Raw genomic sequence first — 20,818 nt, 5'->3', positions numbered from 1 at the left:
TCGGGTGGGTGGGGTTTTTCTCTTCGCACTTTCCTGACGATTCGAGGGATACGGCAAGGAAGTGGTGAGCGGGCGCTAAGACGGGGCTAGCCGCGCGGGTTCGCGCTTTTCGCCAATGGAGTGGGAGGAATGCGAGGAGAGGTTCTTCGCTCGTAAACCCCGCGAGCGACGGACGGACTAAAGTCCGTCCCCTACACAAACCGGGAAGCGATGGACGGACTAAAGGTCGTCGCCTACACAAACCGGGACGCGGCGGACGGACTAAAGTCCGTCCCCTACACAAGTCGCCTACACAAGCCGGGACGCAAAGGGCTGGGGAGGGGGCTGCTGGCACTTCCCTATCGTTAGGGAGTAGTATTAGGTGAATGGTCCCTCCGAGGTGCTCCCATGAGAAAAGAACTTCTTGCCGCCGGGTTCGGGATTGCTCTGTGCACGCTTGCGAACAACGGATGGTGCCAACAGGGGATTGTGGAGAAGACCGCCGCGGAGATTGCCACGGCATCGGGACCGGCGGTGGTTTTCCTGCAAACGCGGGACGCCAAGGGCAGCCCGCTGGGGCTGGGCAGCGGATTCATCGTGGATGCCTCCGGCGTGATCGCAACCAACTTCCACGTGATTGCGGGGGCCGAGCGCGTGGAGGTGAAACTGGAAAATGGGGAGATCTTCGACAGCACCGGGGTGGTCGCTTTCGACGCCCGCCGGGATATTGCGCTGATCAAAATCAGGAAGAGCAAACTGCCGACCTTGCGGATCGGGAATACGGAGCAGCTCAAACAAGGCCAGCGGATCGTGGCCATGGGAAACCCGATGGGTCTGGAGCGGACGCTGGCGGAAGGGATCATCAGCGCGATCCGCGTGGTCGAGGGCACGCGCTATTTACAGATATCGGCTCCCTCTTCGCCGGGCAGCAGCGGGGGACCGGTGTTGAATCTGCAAGGCGAGGTGGTGGGAATCACGACCAAGGGCATTACCGGGCAGGGAGCGCAAAACCTGAATTTCGCCGTCCCCATCGACTATGTCGAGCCTCTATTGGGTCAAGAAGCAAAGTACACCTTCGGCGAACTGGCGCGCGAATATGGTGCGGTCCGCCCGGACAAACAGCCTGCACCAGGCGCCGGCGCAAGCGAAGCCTCCGGCCAGGAATTCATCGTCTGGCACGATCATGGGGACGGCTTCCTGAGCTTCTGCATGGGAACGCTTATCGTCAGCGAAAGTTCGCTTGCCTTCCGGACCACACAGGCCCCGCACTCCTTCGAAACGCCGTTGGAGGGCATAGACGAGGTGCGGAAGAATGACGTGTACTCCTCCGACCGGGATGCGTTTCACATCCGCCTGAAGAACCAGAACAATTTCAACTTCGCGTATGCCCCGTCCGGACAAGCGATCGCTTCGGACCCGGTGCTGGCGGCCATCTATAAGGTGATGGCCAAGATCCCGCACCACTAACACAGGCCTTCCCTGAGAATGTTTCCGCGCCAGTTTGCCAGCGCTTCCCTCCCCTGGTGCGGGAACGGGTGCGCAGCGCTCCGTCCATCACGGCCACCCGCGGCCGCTTTTCAATTGCTTCCAGGCCACCATTGCAAAACCCGCAAGAACGGGGGCCGCGGCCGACGCTCTCCGCGGCGGGTGATTCAGCGGAGGACTTCGCGGAGATGGCCGGTGCGAACATCGAAGACGAAGCCGCGGATCTTCAGGCCGCTGTGGATCCAACTGTGGGCGTCGAGCTTGGCGAGCTGTTCGCGGACATTGGCTTCCACGTCGCGAAAGGCATAGAAATGGACGGGCGAACTGGGCGGGAGCCCCGCCTGGCGCTCGATTTGCGCGTGGAGAGCTTCCTCGGACGCCTTCATCAAGCCGCAGTCGGTGTGATTGATGACCATGACTTCCGAGGTTTCGAGGACGTAGTGGGAAATGAGCAGGGAGCGCAGGACATCGTCGGTCACAATCCCGCCGGCGTTGCGGATGATGTGGGCATCTTGGGGACCGAGGCCCAGGGCCCGGCGGGAGAGCCGGGTGTCCATGCAGGTGAGCACGGCCAGGCCGAGGCGGGGCCGCGGGGAAACGAGTCCCGGGTCATAATCGAGAGCGAATTGCGCATTTGCGGCCAAGACTTTTTCAATGGCGCCCATAGATGGATTGTTCTCCGGGAGCGGAAGTGTTCCAGGGCATTAGTTGTAAGCGGGCGGGTGGCGGAATGCCAGAAGAAATTTCGGCGCGGCTGGGAGTTGCGGGGGCGGGCACGGCGTGCCGTGCCCCTACTCGGACGAGAGAAAAGAGAAAGATGCCGGGCTAAAGCCCGGCATCTACACGGGAAAGGCGACGCAGAAGAGGCTTCTGGTCAGCCGACCAACTCCCGGGCGGCTTCGGCGAAGATTTTGGTGTGCAGGTCGACGTCGGCCTCGGTGGTGGCGGGGCACATGAGGGCCATGTTGTGGAACGGGGTGAGGAGGACGCCGCGGTTGAGGGCGTGGAGGTGCAGGAAGCGCTCGAGTTCGAAGTCGCCGGCAGCGGCGGATTCGCCGCCGTTGCGCGGGGCGGGATCGCGGAAAGTGTATTCGGCGCGGCAGCCGAGCTGCTGGATGTTCCAGGGAAGGCCGGCGGCGCGGATTTCCCTGGCGACGCCGTCGTTGAAGCGCTTGGCGAGGGGGATCATGCGGGAGAAGGCCTCGGGGGTGAGGACTTTTTCGAGAGTGACGCGCATGGCGGCGAGGGAGAGGGCGTTGCCGGCGAGCGTGCCGCCGATGCCGCCGACGTCGCAATCCTCGAGGTGGATGCGGGCGGCGATGCGCCGGGCGACCTCTTCGGTGCAGCCGTAGGCGCCGCCGGGAATGCCGCTGCCGATGGGCTTGCCCATGACGAAGAAGTCAGGCTCGAGATGCCACAATTGGGTGCAGCCGCCGGGGCCGGCGCAGATGGTGTGGGTCTCATCGGCGATGAACAGGGAGCCGTAGCGGCGAATGAGGGCGCGGGCGGATTTCCAGTAGCCATTGTCGGGGAGGATGATGCCGACGTTGGTCATGGCGGGCTCGGCGAGGACGCAGGCGACGTCGTTGTGCTTGAGGGCGTCTTCGAGAGCGGCGAGGTCGTTGAATTCGACGACGCGGGTGGTTTCGGCGGGATTGACGGGGGGGCCGAGATTGCCGCGGCGCGGGCCGACGACGCCGTCGTGCAGGGAGACGACGGTTTCGTCCACGGTGCCGTGGTAGCAGTAGTGGAAGACGAGGATTTTGGAGCGCTGGGTGATTTCGCGGGCGATGCGGATGGCGAAGCGGTTGGCGTCGGTGGCGGTGAGAGTGAACTGCCAGTAGGGCAGGCCGAAGCGGCGCTGGAGCTCTTCGCCGACCCAGACGGAGTCTTCAGTGGGAAGCATGAAGGTGATGCCTTCGCGGAGACGGCGGGCGACGGCTTCGGCGACGATTTCGGGGGAGTGGCCGGTCATGGCGCCGGTGTCGCCGAGGCAGAGGTCCACGTAATCGCGGCCGTCGACGTCGGTAAAGTGGGCGCCCTGGGCGGTCTCGACGAAAACGGGGAAGGCGCCGGCCCACTTCTTCATCCAGTTCATGGGGACGCCGCCGAGGAGGGAGTTCTGGGCGCGCTGGTAGAGCGCGGCGGAGCGGGGGTGCTCGGCGATGAAGCGCTGTTCCTCGCGGGCGTGGAGTTTCTTCAGTTTGTTGCGGTCGATCTTCGTGGTCATGTGCCCTGCCATCGTATGAATTGCAATCATGAGGGGCCGACAGGAGCCGTCCCTTCAGGAAGACCAACTAAGAAAACTACCGGAGATCACGGCTGATTTCGCGGGCGGCGTTGGCGCCGGAAGCGCCGGTGAGGCCGTTGCCGGGATGGGTGCCGGAGCCGCAGAGATAGAGGCCGCGCAGGGGCGAGCGGTAACGGGCCCAGTCGAGGACGGGGCGCATGGTGAAGAGCTGGTCGAGGGCCAGCTCGCCGTGGAAGATGTGGCCGCCGGTGAGGCCGTAAGCGGACTCGAGGTCCTGCGGAGTGATGACCTGCATGGCTTCGACGAGATGGGAGATGCCGGGGGAATAGGTTTCCAGGGTTTCGAGGACGGCCTTGCCGAGGGCGTCGCGCTGGGTGGTCCAGTCGCCGTGGCGCAGGCGGAAGGGGGCGAACTGCACGCAGGCGGAGAGAACGTGCTTGCCGGCAGGGGCGAGGGTGGAGTCGCTGAAGGTGGGGATGGTGACGTCGAGCCAGGGATGGGCGGAAAATTCGCCGTACTTGGAGGCGTCGAAGGCGCGCTCGAGGTAATCGAGGTCGGGGCCGATGTGGATGCGGCCGGAAAGGCCCTGGCGGAAGCCATCGGGGCCGATGACAGAGGCGAGCGCTGGAAAGGCCGGAGCGTCGCCGAGAGCGAGATGGACTTTGGCGACGGTGCCAGAGGCGCGAAGATTCTTGATGCGCAGGACGAAGGCGGGATCGAGCTGCGCGGGGTCCACGAGCCGGAAGAAGGTGCGCTTGGGGTCCACGCCGGAGACGACGGCGTCGCAGGCGATCTCTTCGCCGGAGGCCAGGACCACGCCGGTGACCGCGCCGCCCGTGCTGCGGATGTGGGCGACTTCGGCGTTGGTGCGGATTTCGGCGCCGGCTTTGCGGGCGGATTCGGCGAGGGCGCGGGTGAGCGAGCCGAGGCCGCCGCGGGAGAAGGAGGCCGCGCCAGCGGGGTGGGGATCCGCGGCGGCACGCAGGAGAAGCACGGCCGTGGAGCCGGCCGACCAGGGGCCGAGGGCCGCGCCGAAGATGCCGCGGGCGGCGATGGTGGAACGCAAGAGCTCGGTCTCGAAGAATTCGGAGACGAAATCGGCGACGGCCATGGGAGCCCAGCGGAGGAGGTCGAACATGCGCTTTTTGCCGAGAGCGCGGATGTTGCGGCCGGCTTTAAGGAGATTCCAGAGATCTTCGGGGGAGGGCTGGTCGATGGCCGGAGGGGTGACGCGGGTGAGCTGGGCGAGGACTTCGGCGACTTCGGCGAGGGCGGCGGCGAATTCGGTGTACCTGGCGGCGTCCTTGGCGGAGAGGCGGGCGATGTTGCCGGCGGTCTTGGCGTGGTCGTTATAGAAGAGGATGGCGCGGCCGTCGGGCGCGGGAGCGAAGACGCGGGGATCGGGGTGGATCATGGAGCAATCGAATTTTTCCACCCGCATGTCGCGAGCGACGTCGGTGCGGAGGGGGCCGGCGGTGTGCGCGAGAGAAGAGACGCGGAAGCCGGGATGAAACTCCTCGGTGACGGCGGCGCCGCCGGGCATGGCGCGGCGCTCGAGGACCAGGGGCTTGAAGCCGGCCTTGGCGAGATAGAAAGCGGCGACGAGGGCGTTGTGCCCGCCGCCAACGAGAACGATGCGCTGTCGCGGGGCCATGGTCAGCTCGCCTTCTTCCAGTCTTTGAGGATGACCTGGCTGGCAATGCGTCCAGGAGCGCCCATGATGCCGCCGCCGGGATGGGTGGCCGAGCCGCACATGTAGAGATTGTCGATGGGGGTGCGGTAGTAAGCCCAGCCGGGAGCGGGGCGCAGGAAGAAGAGCTGCTCGAGGGAGAGCTCGCCCTGGAAGATGTTGCCCTGGGTGAGGCCGAATTCGCGCTCGAGATCGAGCGGGGTGAGGACCTGGCGGCCGCGGATGATGCTTTTGATGTTGGGGGCGTGCTCGGCAATGGTGTCAATGACGGTGTCGCCGAATTTTTCGCGCTGGTCGTCCCAGGTGCCTTCGCCGGGGGCGAGCTTGTAGGGGGCGTACTGCACGAAGCAGGAGAGGACGTGCTTGCCCGCGGGAGCCACGGAGGGATCGGTGAGGCTGGGGATGACCATGTCAATGTAGGGGCGGCGAGAGAAGCGGCCGTACTTGGCGTCGTCGTAGGCGCGTTCCATGTGATCCATGCTGGGGGAGATGGAGATGGCGCCGCGGAGGTGCGCACCGGGGCCGGGAATGGCCTTGAAGTCGGGGAGGGCGTCGAGGGCCATGTTGACCTTGCCGGAGGAGCCGCGGAACTTGTAGCGGTGGATGTCCTCGAGGAAGTCGGAGGGAAGTTCCTTAGGGTCGAGAAATATTTCGAAGGTGAGATGCGGGTCGGCGCTGGAAGAGACGATAGTGGCGGAGAGCTCTTCCCCGCTCTCGAGGGCCACGCCGGTGGCGCGGCCGTTTTTCACGAGGATCTTGGCGACCGGGGCTTGGGTGCGGATCTCGACGCCGGCTTCGCGGGCGGCGGAGGCGATGGAGAGGGAGATGGCGCCGGTGCCGCCGCGGCTGAAGCCCCAGGAGCGGAACGCGCCGTCAATCTCGCCCATGTAGTGGTGGAGGAGGACGTAGGCGGTACCCGGGGAACGGATGCCGAGGAAGGTGCCGATGATGCCGGAGGCGGACATGGTGGCCTTGAGGGCATCGGTCTCGAACCACTGGTCGAGGAAATCGGCGGCGCTCATGGTCATGAGCTGGATGAGGGTGTAGCGCTCGTCGGAGGAGAGTTGCTGCAGGCGGCGGCCGAGGAAATAGAGCTTGCGGAGGTCGCGGGGATTGAGGGAGGTGGGGTCGGGCGGGATCATGGAGAGGATGGGCTTCACGAAGCGGCACATGGGCACCATCATCTTGCTGAATTCGTCGTAGGCCTCGGCGTCGAGGCGGGAGTGGCGGCGGATCTCGCGCTGGGTCTTGGCGTGGTCGTTGACGCGCCAGAGATGGTCGCCATTGAGCATGGGGGTGAAGGTGCCGTCGAGGGGCAGGATTTCCAGGCCGTGGCGGGGGAGGTCCAGCTCGCGGATGATCTCCGGGCGCAGGAGGGAGACGACGTAGGAGCACTCGGAGAAGAGGAAGCCGGGGATGATCTCTTCGGTGACGGCGGAGCCGCCGAGGACGCCGCGGCGTTCGAGGACGAGGACTTTCTTCCCGGCACGGGCCAGATAGGCGGCGTTGACCAGACCGTTGTGCCCGCCGCCGATGACGATAACGTCGTAGTGCTGGCCCATCCCGAAGAACCCCGCTATAAAAAAATAAACTTCCGGTACTGCCGAACGGACATTCTACTGTCAGGCGCGGCGCGATACAAGTCAGGGGAAGTCCCCCGCCATCCCAAGGAGCATGCGCACACCCGGCCGCAATTTCGAGCGTAAGCGCGCTGGTGTGCACTGGGAATCTGCGGGTGGCATGGGGAGGCGCACCAGGGATATAATCGCGCCGCTCAGCCGCCGGAGCGGGCGCAATAGACGCGACGCTTGAGCGCTTCCTACAAACAGCGAAGAGAGATTTCTCGCTTCGTTCGAAATGACGGCGTATGGTGGGCCGTCCCAGGGAGTTAGGGGATAGCTTGTAGAAGGCTTCCTATCCTCACAGTTCGGAGAGACTCCCATGAAATTGATTGACCGGATTCGCGCGGTGGTGATTTTCGCGCCGGTGCTGCTGGCCTTCTTATCCGCCGAACCGTGCGCGGCGCAGTCTGCTTCGCAGACGCCGCAGTATCCGGGGCTGCCGAGCGAGACGCCGACGAAGTTCGTGGCGGTGACGGACAGCTTCGACTACGTGAAACGCGACGTGATGATCCCGATGCGCGACGGGGTGAAGCTGCACACCGTCATTCTGGTACCCAAGGGGGCCAAGTGCGCGCCGATCCTGCTGACGCGCACGCCATACGACGCCACGGAACTGACCAGTCATGCGGAAAGCGCGCACCTGGGGCCGATCCTGCAGGGATACGACAATGCGACGGAGGTGATCGTCGAGGGCGGGTACATCCGGGTGGTGCAGGACGTGCGCGGGAAATACGGCTCCGAGGGGGACTACGTGATGACGCGGCCGCTGCACGGGCCGCTGAACCCCACCCCGGTGGACCATTCGACGGATACCTACGACACGATCGACTGGCTGGTGAAGAACATTCCGGAAAGCAACGGCAAGGTGGGAATCCTGGGGATCTCCTACGACGGGTTTTTGCCATTGATGGCGCTGGTAAATCCGCACCCGGCGCTGAAGGTGGCGGTGCCGATGAATTCGATGGTGGACGGATGGATGGGGGACGATTGGTTCCACAACGGCGCGTTCCGGCAGCAGAATCTGCCGTATATCTACGAGCAGGAGGCGACGCGGAAGAACGACGAGAAGTGGTGGACCAGCCACTACGACGATTACGACATGTACCTGGAGGCGGGCTCGGCGGGGGAACTGGCACGGCGGCGCGGCCTGGAACAGGCGGGCTTCTGGCGAAAGATTCTGGAGCATCCGAGCTACGACGCCTTCTGGCAGGAGCAGGCGATGGACAAGATTCTCGCCGGGCAGCCGCTGAAGGTCCCAGTGATGCTGGTGCACAGCCTGTGGGACCAGGAGGACATCTACGGCCCCATCGCGGTGTACAAGGCCCTCAAGCCGAAGGACACGGGAAACGACAAGGTGTTCCTGGTGCTGGGACCGTGGCATCACGGGCAGGAGATCGGAGACGGGAGCACGCTGGGGGCGCTGAAATTCAACAGCGACACTGGACTGTATTTCCGGCGGGAGATCCTGCGGCCGTTCCTGGACCAGTATCTGAAGGACGGAGCGCCGAAGGCGGACATTGCGGCGGTCACCGCGTTTGAAACCGGGACGAACACCTGGAGGCGGCTGCCGGGATGGCCGGCGGGTTGCGCGAGCGGCTGCACGGTGAAGGCGACGCCGCTGTATCTGGGAGCGGGGCTGAAGCTGGGGTTTGCCGGGCCGAAGGCCGGCGAAGCAACGTTCGACGAATACGTTTCCGACCCGGCAAAGCCGGTGCCGTTCCGCGCGCGGCCCATCCGGCCCGTGGGGTATGACGAGAACAAAGGGCTGACCTGGCCGCGGTGGCTGGTGGATGACCAGCGCGAGGCGTCGGGGCGGCCGGATGTGGCGGTGTTTGTTTCGGACGCGCTGCGCGCGCCGGTGAAGATCAGCGGGCAGCCGATTGCCAATCTGGTGGCTTCCACCAGCGGAACAGATTCGGACTGGGTGGTGAAGCTGATTGATGTGTACCCGGACGAGGTGGCCAGCCAGCCGGAGATGGGCGGGTATCAATTGATGGTTTCCGCGGACATCTTCCGCGGCCGCTACCGCGAAAGCCTAGAGACGGCGAAAGCGATCGAGGCGGACAAGCCGCTTCCCTACCGCTTCGCGCTGCCCACGGCAAACCACGTGTTCCTGCCCGGACACCGGATCATGGTGCAGGTGCAGTCGAGCTGGTTCCCGCTCTACGACCGCAATCCGCAGACGTTCGTGGGGAGCATCTTCTGGGCCAAGCCCGAGGATTACAAGAAGGCCGTGCAGAGGATTTACCACGCGCCAGGACAGGCGAGCTACATCGAGCTGCCGCTGGTCACGGAGCCGTAGCAGCGCGGGCGGGAGTTCTGGCGCTCGATGAGCATAGGCCTGCCGCCCGCCAGACTTCAGGTATTGCCGAACGGACATTCGGCTGTTCCATGCGACGGGGCACAAGCCCGGCGGAGTTCCGGTAGTAGATAAGTCCCTTGGAAGCGCGTTATACAGACAAGGGCATTCCTTCCGAGTGCAGCGTGATGCTGTCGAATGCGCTGAGGCAGCACGCAATTGACTTGTAAGTGAACTCGACCTTATTCTCATCTCATCTATGAGTCAGTCCACGGGCCGCCACCATAGGTTGTTGCAGGCTCTAGCCATATTCGGCTTTCTCTATTTTCCATTCTGGGGTCTTGCCCAATCGCCTCTGGCTCCGCCACTAACCATCGACCTGCATTCGCATGATTTCCCCTCCAGAGCTGAAGCTTCCTCGTCTTGGAATGTGAAGAATGGACTTTTTTATTTGTCAGGAGACCGGCTTGCCGTATTTTTTGACCGACAGCTGTCTGGGTCCCGGCCGGATTCCCATAGTTTTCAAATATTGACAATCGATATGAAGGGACTAGTACACGCAAAGCGCGTGATTCCAGCTGACCCGAAGAACATCGACTTTTCGGCTGGACCCGGGGGAGGAATTCTAATAGGCAAGGCAGACGGCTTGGACTTTTATGATGCAGACCTTGAACTGCTCAGGTCTAGCTCGTTGCCTAAAACAGCTACGAGCGTCAAGTTCGACAGAAAGCTGAACCAACTCGTCCTATCTACCATCAACCAAGAACTGAACAATCGAACGGCGCATTTTCTCGATGGCAAGACTCTCGAAGAGCTAGCAAGTCTCTCCTATCCACTGAAGTCCAGGGCAATATTCGGCGAACGACAGCTCGCGTATATCCTGCCCGGCATGTGCCAAGGTGCATTGCATGTAGAGCCAACTCACCACAATTGGACAGCTCTAGACGGTTTGCAGGCATGCGACGCACTCACTTTCATTGGAAATGAAGCGTTGGCCTATGCATTGAGTCAAGACTTGTATGTCGTTGACGCGAACGGGAAACAGTTGTTTGACGGGCACATTCCTGCCCCGGATTCGTTTAGTTTACCGAGCTTGGTTGGTCTTTCTGATGACGATACCCGCGTGGCAATCATGGCAAACATGAAAAGGTCTCTCTTTTCCTCGCATCGCGGTTGGCAATACTACAATGAAGTATTCGTGTACGACTTGAGAGCCAATCACATGATATTCAAACACGTATTGGCTGAAGGGGCGTACGCTGCTGCACTTTCTCCTGATGGGCGCCAACTAGCCACGGTCGAGGAAGGCATACTAAAACTGTTCTCCATTCCTTAGACGTGAGCTGCTCACAACAGGGTTTCCCAGCAGACAATGGAGCCAATGCCCGATTAGCGCGGTGATCGGAAACTAACCCGCTAACGGAGTGCCGGGACTGCGGGCGTCTTGCGGGGGCGCGGAGTTCGCACCTATAATCCGGATGCCCTGCGGCGCGGTGCGCCGGCAGGGGAACTGGGAGGATACCGTGCCCGTCGGAACCGCGTTTCACGAGAGAACCTTTGCGCTGTGCGAGAGCCTGAACTACCGGGAGTGGTCGGGGTACTACACGGTGGGCGTGTATGAGATGCACCACGAGCACGAGTACAACGCGATCCGCAACTCGGCGGCGCTGATCGATATTTCGCCGCTGTTCAAATACCGGGTGACGGGGCGGGACGCGACGAAATTCGTGAACCGGGTGATCACGCGGGACGTTAATAAGGTGGCGGCGGGCCAGGTGATCTACGGCTGCTGGTGCGACCCCGAGGGCAAGGTCATTGATGATGGGACGATCACGCGCCTGGGAGAGAACGAGTACCGCTGGACGGCGGCGGACCCGAGCCTGCGGTGGTTCCGGCAGAACGCGCTGGGGCTGGAAGTGACGATCGAGGATATTTCGGAGAGCGTGGCGGCGCTGGCGCTGCAGGGGCCGACCTCCGGGCGGCTGCTGCAGGCGGTGGCGGAGGCGGAGATCGCCAACCTGAAATATTTCCGGGTAACGCACGGGAAGATCGCGGGCGTGCCGGTGGACATTTCGCGCACGGGATACACCGGGGACCTGGGATTCGAGATCTGGATGCCGTGGCAGGACGCGGTGAAGGTGTGGGACGAGCTGATGGGCAAGGGCCGGGCGTGGGACATTCATCCGGCGGGGATGATCGCGCTGGACATCGCGCGGATCGAGGCAGGGCTGATCCTGATCGAAGTGGATTATTTTTCCAGCAAGAAGGCGCTGATCGAAGAGCAGAAATATTCGCCGGCGGAGATCGGGCTGGGGAAACTGGTGGATTTGAAGAAAGAGAGCTTCGTGGGGCGCGAGGCGCTGCTGCGGGAGCAGAAGACGGGAGCGGCGCGGGCGCTGGTGGGGCTGGAGATTGATTGGACGGAGGTCGAGGAGCGCTACGAGAAGATGGGGCTGGCGCCGCAGGTGCCGGGGACGGCGTCGCGGGTGGCCGTGCCGGTCTATTGCCCGGGGCGCGGAGGCAAGCAGGCGGGGAAGGCGACGTCGACGACGTGGTCGCCGACGCTGAAGAGGATGATCGCGCTGGCGAGCGTGGCGCGGGAGTATTCCGAACCGGGGACGGTGCTGCAGATGGAATTGACGGTGGAGGCGGTGCGGCAGGCGGTCGCGGCGAAGGTAGTGGCGCTGCCCTTCTTCAATCCGAAACGCAAGACGGCGGTGCCGGTCCTCTGAACTGGCGTACTGGCCCGCAAATGCCGGACGTCAGTTCAAGGGCGCTTTTGTCCGCTAGAGGCGGCGCTCAACTCGACGGGCTTCCCGTGGGGGGTGCGGCGGTAGGCTTCGGCCCAAGCCTCCTTGCGCGCCAGCAGCGCGGCCGGATTGGACAAGCCCTTGACCGTGACCAGACGCTCGAGAGCGGCCAGCCAGTGGTGGTAGTAGCGCGAGCCGTCATCGGGCTCGCCGCGACTGGCGGCGGCCTTGAGTTCGTCCGCGAGCGCGGCCGCCCACTCCTTCCAGGTGAAATGCCCTTGCGCGGAGAGCGAGACGGCCAGTGAGAAGGCCTGGGCCTGCCAGGGTTCGGCAAAGACCGGCCCGCCCGCATCGCGCGGGAGGCGCGGCAGGGCCGCCAGGTTCTCGGGCTCGCGAATGGGGTCAGGCTGGCTCAAGGTAGTCATCCCAGAGATCAACATAGACAGCGTCGTGCGGCGCAGCCTGCTCGCCCCACAACTCGCGCGCTTCGAAGCGCACCGAGTAGAGATGCTGGGGCTTCTCGCCGAGGTCATGAGCGTTGGTGTCCGGAAAAACGAAGACGCCATAGTCCCGAGCAAGGGTGCCCAGCTTTCCTCGGGCATAGCGCGGCAGGCGAGTGTGGCCGACCGGATGCATGTTGCGGGCGCGGACGCGCTGGCCGGCCCGGAAGCGCGGAACTGCCGGGACGTTGCGATTCGTGGGTCCGCCGCTCGCGACCATTTGGGGCACCTGATCGGCGGAGAGCGCCGGGCTCAACCGGGGCGAACCAAATGCCAGCGTCCCGCTTTCGGCCTCCGCCCGCGTCACCAGGCCGGCCTTGACCATTAGCTCGACCAATGCGGTAATCCATTTCTCGTAGTAGGACACGCGCAAATATTCTGCCGGGGGGATCAGCTCAATCTGGTGCCGGAGGGCGTCCAGCGGCCACTTACCCCAGGCACCCATCGCGAACAACAACGCGAACGTGCGGGCTTCCCAACGCGCATGGAACACGGGTTCGTTTTTTTCGCATTGGATCGGGCCCATGCCGTGCATGCCGCCCATGTCATGCACGCCATTCATGAGCGGCCTCCCTGAGCCGGGGGCATGAGCCTGGCCACGCCAATCATCGAATCGCGGGTGACCAAGGCGGCGAGGGCCTCCTCGCTGAGTTGTTCCGTGCCGGAGGGCCGCTCGGGCAAGACGAGGTAGCGCACCTCGGCGGTGCTGTCCCAAACGCGAACCTCGACCTGCGGCGACAGCTCCAGGCCGAATTCGCGCAACACGCCACGCGGGTCGATCACCGAGCGGGAGCGATAGGGCGCGGACTTGTACCAGACCGGCGGGAGACCAAGGACCGCCCAGGGATAACAGGAGCACAGCGTGCAAACGACCAGGTTGTGCAGCTTGGGGGTATTCTCGACCACCACCATGTGCTCGCCCTGCAAGCCGCCATAGCCGAGCTCCGCGATGGCGGCGTCGGCGTCGGTCAGCAGGCGCTGCTTGTAGGCGGGATTCACCCAGGCCCGCGCGACCACGCGCGCGCCGTTACGCGGACCGACCTTGTGCTCGTAGGTATCGATCAACGCGTCGAGAGCTGCGCGATCGACCAGCTTCTTTTCGACCAACAGCGATTCGAGGGCCTTGACGCGCAAGGCAGGGTCGGAAGGAACCGCCTGGTGGCTGTGATCATGGTCGTGCATCAGACCATCTACTCCCAGTCCCCTCTGAGGATTCCAGCCAAGCGCAAGCGGCGGCGGAAGGGACAGCGCTCAGCACTTGCAGCGCATCATGATTGACCACGTTCCGGGCGGTGTCAAGCAGAGCCTGATGGAGCCGGAAAGTTTTCGGGAACCAGGGTGTGAATCGGATCGCACGCCATAAATGCCGCAGGGTCGACCGATGGAGTCCGCCGTCGATTCCTGTTGATGAATCTACCGAGCACCAGTCATCGGGGCGGATGAGCGATCTCATTTTCGAGCCACGAGACTGGGCATGAGCGCAAAGATCGCGAGGAGCACAAAATAGACCGTTCCCGAAACCGGGTCGCGAGCGGCGAGGTATTCGCGGATGGTGAGGCCGCGCAGCCCGAGTACGAGTGTGAATTCCACGACGAGCATCAGGCCGAGCGCGAGGAAACCGACCGCAAGCCTGGCCGCCGGTGCGGGCGACAAGGAAAGACGCCGGGCCACCCACCGCGCCGCAAGAACGGTTACCACGAGCATGACGGGCGCTTCCATGAGCTCGGCTGTCCGCGTGCCGAAGCGCGGGACTATCCAAAGCACGCGAACGGTCCCAAGAACAAAGCCCGCGCCGAACACCAGAGCGAAGTAGAGCGCGCCAGCTTTCAGAATTTGCATGACAGCGGGATACCTCCTCTGCCGGGGTTGCCAGGCCGCGTCCTAAAGAGAGCGCCCATATGGACGACAGCTCTATCGAAGAGAGAACTGCCGATAAATCCACTTCTGACCCGGACTGCCGCGGGCAGCCAGGCAAGGCCGAGCCCCAATCCTTTCCTCTCGGACCTTATGCCAGGGATCCCTTTACTTCCAAGAAATAGAAACAGCAAGACTTTTGGGCATTCGTGGCGGCACATCGAAGCGTGACAGAGATCACAGATTTATCCATTGCAAAGGATATAAATAAAGCAGGAGCAAAGACCGGACGTTGTGACGAGGGCGTGTGTGACCGGAGTGCTCGCATCAGGTGCTACCGCTGAGTGACCAGTGATCGTCAAGGTCCGGCGTTCCAGGAGAAATTACCTATGCGTTTCCTTAAGGCAGTATTTGTTGGGCTTATGCTTTCTCTGCTTGCTGGCATGTTTTTCAATCCAGCGCAAGCAGACCAATGGACCAAGAGAACCACTTTTACCTTTGATCAACCAACTGAGGTCCCCGGAAGAGTGCTTCCGGCGGGGACCTATGTGTTCAAGCTGTTTGACTCCTCTTCGAACCGGCATATCGTGCAGATCTGGAACGAAGACGAAACACAACTGGTTACGACAGTCCTTGCGATTTCCAATTACCGGCTGGTACCAACCGGTGAGACGGTGATCAAGTTCCGTGAGATGCCGGGCGAATCACCCGTTGCCCTAAAAGCCTGGATTTATCCAGGGGACAATTTCGGGCAGGAATTCGTATATCCGAAGGCCCGGGCTATCCAACTGGCCGAGGCATCGAAGGAAGTCGTGCCCGCAGAGACCGTGGAACCCACGGAAAGTACTCTGACCACTGTTCCGCTCATTGCGATAACGCCGGAAAGGAAAGAAAAGCCGATAGCCGAAGCGATTCAGACCATTCCGTTGCAGGCCGCGCAGGCACCGAGTCCGGCACTGGCGCCGGTGACAGCGGCTAAGGAGTTGCCGAAGACCGGCAGCGCGATTCCACTGATCGGCCTGCTGAGCGCAATCTCCATCGGCGCAGCCTTCGGCCTGAGGCTGCTGGCAAAACAACTCTCTTAGACTGAAGCAGGCCCTTCGGGCCGCGGACCTGATGGAATTGCTGCCCGCCGCGGCCCGGGGAGGTCTCATTATGAATGCTCTCCAGGGATCGCGACGCCCCGGACTGCGCGGCGGGATGTGCCTGCTGTCCGCGCTTCTATGCGCCATCTGGTTCTCCGCCGATTTGCGGTCCGCGCAAACGCTTTCTGCGCCGCGGGTTCCGGAGCAGGCCAAGATCACGGTCCGCACAGATCTCGTCGTTCTTCCCGTAAGCGTGACAGATGAGAAAGGCGTGTTTGTCTCCGGGTTGCAGGAGCCGAATTTTCAGGTTTACGAAAAGGGAAGACTTCAGAGAATCACATTGTTCGTGGAGGAAGATACTCCAGTGACCGTGGGCTTGCTCGTGGACCACAGCCGGAGCATGCGTCCCAAGCTGCCCGATGTGATCACCGCGGTAACCACTTTTGCGCATTCGAGTAATCCCGAAGACGAGATGTTCGTGGTGGATTTTGGCGATACGGTATCCATCGAATTGCTCGACGGAAAAGCCTTCACGAGCGATGCAAAAGTCCTCGAAAAAGCAGTCGCAGCGGTTTCGGCCCGGGGCCGGACCGCGCTGTATGACGCGGTGGCCGCAGGGTTGAAGCACTTAGAACTTGGCAAGCATGAAAAGAAAGCGCTCATCCTGGTGAGTGATGGCGGGGATAATGCCAGCCATTATAAATATGGGGACGTCCTAGCCCTGGCAAGGCAAGCGCATGCAGTGATTTATTCGATCGCCCTGGCGGGGAACTCCGTAGAAGAGGAGAACCCGCGGGTGCTCGAAAGGCTCTGCAAAGACACCGGCGGGATTGCCTTCTTTCCGCGCGCCGGGGAGAGCATCTCCGAGATTGCCAAAGAAATCGCCCGCGATCTCCGCGAACAATACACGCTGGGGTTTGCGCCCGAGAAGAGAATCAAAGGCGATGCCTTCCGGAAGGTCACGGTGCGGGTAAGTGCTCCGGGCCGCGGCAAGGTGCGGGTGCGGACACGAGCCGGCTATTCCCTACCGGCGGAAAAAGCGCTGCCGACCCAACCCAATGGAGAGCGGCGATGAATGCCACCCGGCGCACGCCCTCAGCATCGCGCAGATTGATTTCCATCGGTCTTTGCTGGGCGTCCTACTTTTTTCTTTTGACGGGCGTTCTCGCCGCCAGTTACGCCGGGTATGTCCTTCTGGACGCGCAAGTTTATCAGGCGATCGAGTTACGCAAGTTCAAACTTCATGTTCCGCTGGCAGAACCACACCTGCGAACCATCGGCGAGGCTGTGGGCCAGATTGAAATACCGAGTGTGGGGATTCGAGCCATCGTTCTTCACGGCGATTCGCCCGGAATCCTGCGGCGAGGGGTTGGGCATCTCCCCGAAACACCCATGCCGGGGGAATGGGGCAACGTCGCCCTCGCCGGACATCGGGACACCTTCTTCCGTCCCTTGCATCAGATTCGAACTGGAGACGTCATCACTCTGGAGACCAGCAGCGGGTCCTATCGGTATCGAGTGGAATCAACTGAAGTCGTCCCACCCACAAACACGGAGGTCTTACGGCCGTCGAACCGGCGGGAGCTGACTCTGATCACGTGCTTCCCGTTTGACTATGTTGGTCCCGCGCCGAAGCGTTTCATCGTGCGGGCTATCGAAGTCGGAGCGTCCCCGGAATGAGTCCGGGCGAACATGCAGAACGAGGGAAGCACCCGAAGAACCGCAACGCCAAGTATTGCAGACACTGACAGTTGAGATCCTTTCCGACCGGGCCGGAATCTGCGATCGGCCCCGATACAAAGCATCGGGGCTTCAGGATGACATGCGCATGGAGTGCGGATGTGTCGGGGCGCGCGAATCGGGTGTGCTGGGGCGGCGGGCCCGGTGCACTGGCTACGTTGTCGTGGGGGAGGGCGATGACGCGGTGGTTATCGATGCCGGTCATGGTTTCGGCGGCGACCATGGCGTTGACGACGGCTTCCTCGACGGCCTGGACGGTGGCCTGGAAGAGGGGATCGATGCGGTCGTTGGGGAGCATGGTGAGGGTGGCGAGGCCCGCGGACTTGACGGCGCCGGGATTGGCGGTGGAGAAGGCGATGAAGATGTCGCCGGAGCCATTGCCGGAGATGCTGCCGTTGCGGCCGAGCCCGAGAGAGACGCGGCGGGCGAGGCGCTTGAGCTGGTGCGGGAGGAGCGGGGCATCGGTGGCGACGACGACGATGATGGAGCCGCGGTCGAGTTCGTCGAAATGGGCGGAGGCGTAGGCGGGGTCCTCTGGAATTTCTTTCCCCACGGGGACGCCGGCGATGCGCAGGTTGGGGCGAACGCCGTAGTTGCACTGCACGAGGACGCCGACGGTGTAGCCGCCGTCTTTCGCTGCGAGCTTGCGCGAGGAGGTGCCGATGCCACCCTTGAATTCGTTGCAGACCATACCGGTGCCGCCGCCGACGTTGCCTTCGGCGACGGGGCCGGAGCTGGCGGAATCGATGGCGTGGAAAGCATCCTCGGGCTTGACGTGAAAGCCGTTGATGTCGTTGAGCCAGCCGTCCCAGGTCTCGGCGACGACGGGGAGCGACCACCAGTAACCAGTGGGGTCGTGCTGGCCGTGGGCGACGCGCCACTGGATGACGGCGTCGCGGACGAGGCCGACACTGTGGGTATTGGTAATCATTACCGGACCTTCGAGGAAGCCGGATTCCTCGATCCAGGTGGTGCCGGTCATTTCGCCATTGCCGTTCTGGGAGAACCATCCGGCGAAAACGGGATTCATCATGGTGTCTTTGCCGCGGGGGAGAACGGCGGTGACGCCGGTGCGCACGGGGCCCTGGCCGACCTGCAGCTTCCCTTCCCCGGAAATGAGCGTGGTGTGGCCGACAGTGACGCCGGAGACGTCGGTGATGGCGTTGAGCGGGCCGGGGGCGCCGTCGAAGGGAACGCCGAGGTCGCGCGCGCGAGGCTTGGGCGCAGGCGTCTGGGCGTGGGCAGAAACGGCTGCCAGCAGGAAGATGAGCGCGACGAGCGGAAAATTAGCGCGAAGATTTTTCATGCGGGGTAAGGGCCTCCATTTCGTCCAGCTCGGTGTGAGCCACACGCAACAGCTCGGTATTCTTTTCCACGGCTTTTTCCAGCAGAGACAATTGTTCCTGGGCGGTCTTCCAGTCGCCCTGCTCCACGGCCTCGGTCAGGCCGGGAAACTCGAGGTGCGCGTAGGTGTAGCGCGCGGCATAGAGGAGGTGCTTGAACCAGGGGCGGCCAGGAATGCCGTCTTCGTTGAGCCAGTTGGATTCGACGCGCAGGAAGCGGTCGTTAATATCCGGAACGAGGCTCTCCTCGATGGCTCCGGCGGCCAGAGCTTTGTTCAGCGAACCGTTGAGCTCGCCGCCGACGCGCTGGAATTCGGCGAGGCGGGCGCGCAGGGGCTGCAGGTCCAGGTTGGCGCCGGCGTGCGAGCGCTGGTCGAGCTCATCCAGGAATTGCGTGAGGGTCTTGCCATAGAAAGCGAAATCGAAGGGCAGCACATCGGCGTTGGCGAGGCGCAGGGCGAGGAGGCCCCAGATACGGGTGAGAGCAATGTGATATTCGAAAGTAGGATCGCCGATGCGGGCCATCCAGAAGAAGTCGTCGTATTGGGAATGGTAGACGCCGTAATCGCCGGAGAAGGTGAGATTGGCGACGGGGCGGCCGAGATGGTTGAGGAAGACGGTGTGGTCGGAGCCGCTGCCGATGCGGGTCTCGACGAGGGAAGAGTCTTCGGGGAGGGATGTGGATTTATCGTCGCGCATGCGCGTGGCGCGCCAGGAATCGTAGAGGCTGCGGCCGGAGGGCATGCGGACGTCGTGGGAAGCCTCGACAAGCATGGGAGCCAGGGAGCCGACGGCATCGGGTTTGAATCTCAGGCCGTCGGGGCCGGCGGTGGCGGCGGCGCCGGAGACGGATTCGTCGACGTTGAGATAGGCGACGAGATTTTTGCGCAGATGATCGGCGAACTGCTCGCCCCATTCGGTGGAACCGGTGAGGGCGTACTCCTCGCCGTCCCAGCTGCAGGCGACGATGGTGCGGCGGGGGCGCTGGCCACGCTTCTTCATCTCGCCGAGGGAGCGGGTGAGCTCCATGAGGGAGGCGGTGCCGCTGGAGGGATCTACGCCGCCGAAGGCCCAGGCGTCGCGGTGATTGCCGAGGAGGACCCATTCGTCGGGGAGCTCGCTGCCCTTGATGCGGGCTTCGACGACGGTGTAGGGCTGAATGCTGGTGTCCATGTCGATTTTGACGTGGGCTTTCACGCTGCCGGTGAAGCGGTAGGTGATGGGGAGAGCGCCCTGCCAGTCTTTGGGAACTTCCGCACCGGTCATGTTTGCGAGGAGAGGCTGGGCATCACGCCAGGAGAGCGGGAGAGCCATGATCTTGGGGAGGGAGCGGGCTTCGGAGACGGGGATGCGCTTGGCGCCGGGGAGCGAGGGCCAGCCGGGAGTGAGCGGGTCGCCGGGGACGATGTAGTCGTAGGTGATGGCGCCGCGCTGGATGTGGCTCTCGGGGCCCCAGGGGCCGTCGGGAAAGACTTTGCCGCGGGTGTAGCCGTCTTCGGCGGGGTCGGAATAGATGAGGAGTGCGGCGGCGCCTTCGCGCTCGGCGGTGAGGGCCTTGAAGCCGCGATAGCTGTAGGGATTGGAATAGCGCACGAGGACGATCTTGCCTTTGACGCTGATGCCGTTCTTGCGGAGGAGGTCGTAGTCTTCGGGGTTGCCGCTGTGGGCGTAGACGACTTCGGCGGTGACTTCGCCGGAGGCGGAATAGCCGAAATAGGCACCGGAGACGGCGGGATTCTTGGTGTCGGGGTCGGCGGGGTAGGCGTCCTCGCGGAGGCCGGCTTTGTAGCTGACGGGGGCGACCATTTCGAGCGAGACGTTGCGGGGGCGGGAGTGCAGGACGTCGTAGCGGCGCAGGACGACATCTTCCCAGCCTTGCTTGCGCCACTCCTCGGCGATGTAGTCGGCGAGTTTATTGTTGCGCGCGGAGGCGGCGGGATGGGGCTCGGCGGTGAATTCGCGGAGCCAGGCGCGGGCCTTCTCCGGGGAAGGAATGGCCTGGAAGCGAGTTTCGAGCTGGCGTTCGCGCTGCGCATGCTGGGGGGTAAAGCCGCGGATGGAGGCTTTGGCAGCGGCGGGAGGCGCGGCGGGCTGTTCCTGGCCGCGGAGCTGCGGGCCGCGGGCCGCGAGAAGCAGCGAGGCCGCGGCCAGAAGGAAGAGTGCGGCGCGGCGGATGTTGCCAGTCTGGTACGGAATTGGTGAAGGCAAGTGTGGTCCCCT

The 20,818-nt window shown here is 63.2% G+C and carries 17 protein-coding genes; 7 read left to right on the top strand and 10 right to left on the bottom strand.

Annotated elements, in window-relative coordinates:
• Positions 1-387 precede the first annotated feature (387 nt).
• Positions 388-1,446, top strand: a complete 1,059-nt coding sequence (locus LAN61_06130; GenBank protein ID MBZ5540085.1) for a S1C family serine protease — start codon at positions 388-390, stop codon at positions 1,444-1,446.
• A gap of 185 nt (positions 1,447-1,631) precedes the next feature.
• On the opposite strand, the gene LAN61_06125 is transcribed toward LAN61_06130, so the two are convergent.
• The 4 genes from LAN61_06125 to LAN61_06110 all read right to left on the bottom strand — a co-directional run bounded on the left by LAN61_06125 (position 1,632) and on the right by LAN61_06110 (position 6,967).
• Positions 1,632-2,129 (bottom strand): carbonic anhydrase, encoded by a 498-nt coding sequence (locus LAN61_06125; protein MBZ5540084.1) that lies wholly within the window; start codon positions 2,127-2,129, stop codon positions 1,632-1,634.
• A 209-nt stretch (positions 2,130-2,338) separates the two neighbouring features.
• Positions 2,339-3,694: an aspartate aminotransferase family protein gene (locus tag LAN61_06120; GenBank protein MBZ5540083.1), complete on the bottom strand. Its 1,356-nt coding sequence runs from the start codon at positions 3,692-3,694 to the stop codon at positions 2,339-2,341.
• A gap of 76 nt (positions 3,695-3,770) precedes the next feature.
• Positions 3,771-5,369: an NAD(P)/FAD-dependent oxidoreductase gene (locus LAN61_06115; protein MBZ5540082.1), complete on the bottom strand. Its 1,599-nt coding sequence runs from the start codon at positions 5,367-5,369 to the stop codon at positions 3,771-3,773.
• A 2-nt stretch (positions 5,370-5,371) separates the two neighbouring features.
• On the bottom strand, positions 5,372-6,967 hold the full coding sequence (locus LAN61_06110) for an NAD(P)/FAD-dependent oxidoreductase (protein ID MBZ5540081.1): 1,596 nt from the start codon (positions 6,965-6,967) through the stop codon (positions 5,372-5,374).
• 379 nt (positions 6,968-7,346) lie between these two features.
• Between LAN61_06110 and LAN61_06105 the strand changes: the two genes are divergently transcribed.
• From LAN61_06105 to LAN61_06095, 3 genes are all read left to right on the top strand, one after another.
• On the top strand, positions 7,347-9,329 hold the full coding sequence (locus LAN61_06105) for a CocE/NonD family hydrolase (GenBank protein ID MBZ5540080.1): 1,983 nt from the start codon (positions 7,347-7,349) through the stop codon (positions 9,327-9,329).
• Positions 9,330-9,894: 565 nt separating this feature from the next.
• Positions 9,895-10,662 carry a hypothetical protein gene (locus tag LAN61_06100; GenBank protein ID MBZ5540079.1) on the top strand — a complete coding sequence of 256 codons (768 nt, stop codon included), beginning with the start codon at positions 9,895-9,897 and terminating at the stop codon, positions 10,660-10,662.
• Between the two features lie 142 nt (positions 10,663-10,804).
• Positions 10,805-12,058, top strand: a complete 1,254-nt coding sequence (locus tag LAN61_06095; protein ID MBZ5540078.1) for an aminomethyltransferase family protein — start codon at positions 10,805-10,807, stop codon at positions 12,056-12,058.
• 35 nt (positions 12,059-12,093) lie between these two features.
• Here the strand turns inward: LAN61_06095 and LAN61_06090 are convergent, their stop codons facing one another.
• The 4 genes from LAN61_06090 to LAN61_06075 all read right to left on the bottom strand — a co-directional run bounded on the left by LAN61_06090 (position 12,094) and on the right by LAN61_06075 (position 14,415).
• Entirely contained in the window at positions 12,094-12,501 is a 408-nt protein-coding gene (locus tag LAN61_06090; GenBank protein MBZ5540077.1) for a nitrile hydratase accessory protein, read from the bottom strand.
• Positions 12,479-13,138: a nitrile hydratase subunit beta gene (nthB, locus tag LAN61_06085; protein ID MBZ5540076.1), complete on the bottom strand. Its 660-nt coding sequence runs from the start codon at positions 13,136-13,138 to the stop codon at positions 12,479-12,481. The genes LAN61_06090 and nthB overlap by 23 nt, the downstream gene beginning before the upstream one ends.
• A complete protein-coding gene (nthA, locus tag LAN61_06080; protein MBZ5540075.1) occupies positions 13,135-13,758 on the bottom strand; it encodes a nitrile hydratase subunit alpha in 624 nt (207 codons plus the stop codon). The genes nthB and nthA overlap by 4 nt, the downstream gene beginning before the upstream one ends.
• Positions 13,759-14,025: 267 nt before the next feature.
• Positions 14,026-14,415 carry a hypothetical protein gene (locus tag LAN61_06075; protein MBZ5540074.1) on the bottom strand — a complete coding sequence of 130 codons (390 nt, stop codon included), beginning with the start codon at positions 14,413-14,415 and terminating at the stop codon, positions 14,026-14,028.
• Between the two features lie 404 nt (positions 14,416-14,819).
• Here LAN61_06075 and LAN61_06070 point away from each other — a divergent pair, with 404 nt between their 5' ends.
• The 3 genes from LAN61_06070 (at position 14,820) to LAN61_06060 (ending at position 17,195) form a co-directional block, all read left to right on the top strand.
• On the top strand, positions 14,820-15,515 hold the full coding sequence (locus LAN61_06070) for a hypothetical protein (protein MBZ5540073.1): 696 nt from the start codon (positions 14,820-14,822) through the stop codon (positions 15,513-15,515).
• A 70-nt stretch (positions 15,516-15,585) separates the two neighbouring features.
• On the top strand, positions 15,586-16,590 hold the full coding sequence (locus LAN61_06065; protein ID MBZ5540072.1) for a VWA domain-containing protein: 1,005 nt from the start codon (positions 15,586-15,588) through the stop codon (positions 16,588-16,590).
• Positions 16,587-17,195 carry a class D sortase gene (locus LAN61_06060; GenBank protein ID MBZ5540071.1) on the top strand — a complete coding sequence of 203 codons (609 nt, stop codon included), beginning with the start codon at positions 16,587-16,589 and terminating at the stop codon, positions 17,193-17,195. The genes LAN61_06065 and LAN61_06060 overlap by 4 nt, the downstream gene beginning before the upstream one ends.
• Here the strand turns inward: LAN61_06060 and LAN61_06055 are convergent.
• Positions 17,167-18,561 (bottom strand): P1 family peptidase, encoded by a 1,395-nt coding sequence (locus LAN61_06055; protein ID MBZ5540070.1) that lies wholly within the window; start codon positions 18,559-18,561, stop codon positions 17,167-17,169. The genes LAN61_06060 and LAN61_06055 overlap by 29 nt on opposite strands.
• A complete protein-coding gene (locus LAN61_06050) occupies positions 18,542-20,806 on the bottom strand; it encodes a M28 family metallopeptidase (GenBank protein MBZ5540069.1) in 2,265 nt (754 codons plus the stop codon). Before LAN61_06050 ends, LAN61_06055 begins: the two co-directional genes overlap by 20 nt.
• Between the last annotated feature and the right edge of the window lie 12 nt (positions 20,807-20,818).

It is taken from the genome of Terriglobia bacterium (genome assembly GCA_020072785.1).
Classification (GTDB): domain Bacteria; phylum Acidobacteriota; class Terriglobia; order Acidiferrales; family UBA7541; genus Acidiferrum.
This window is presented reverse-complemented; position numbering and strand designations above follow the sequence as displayed.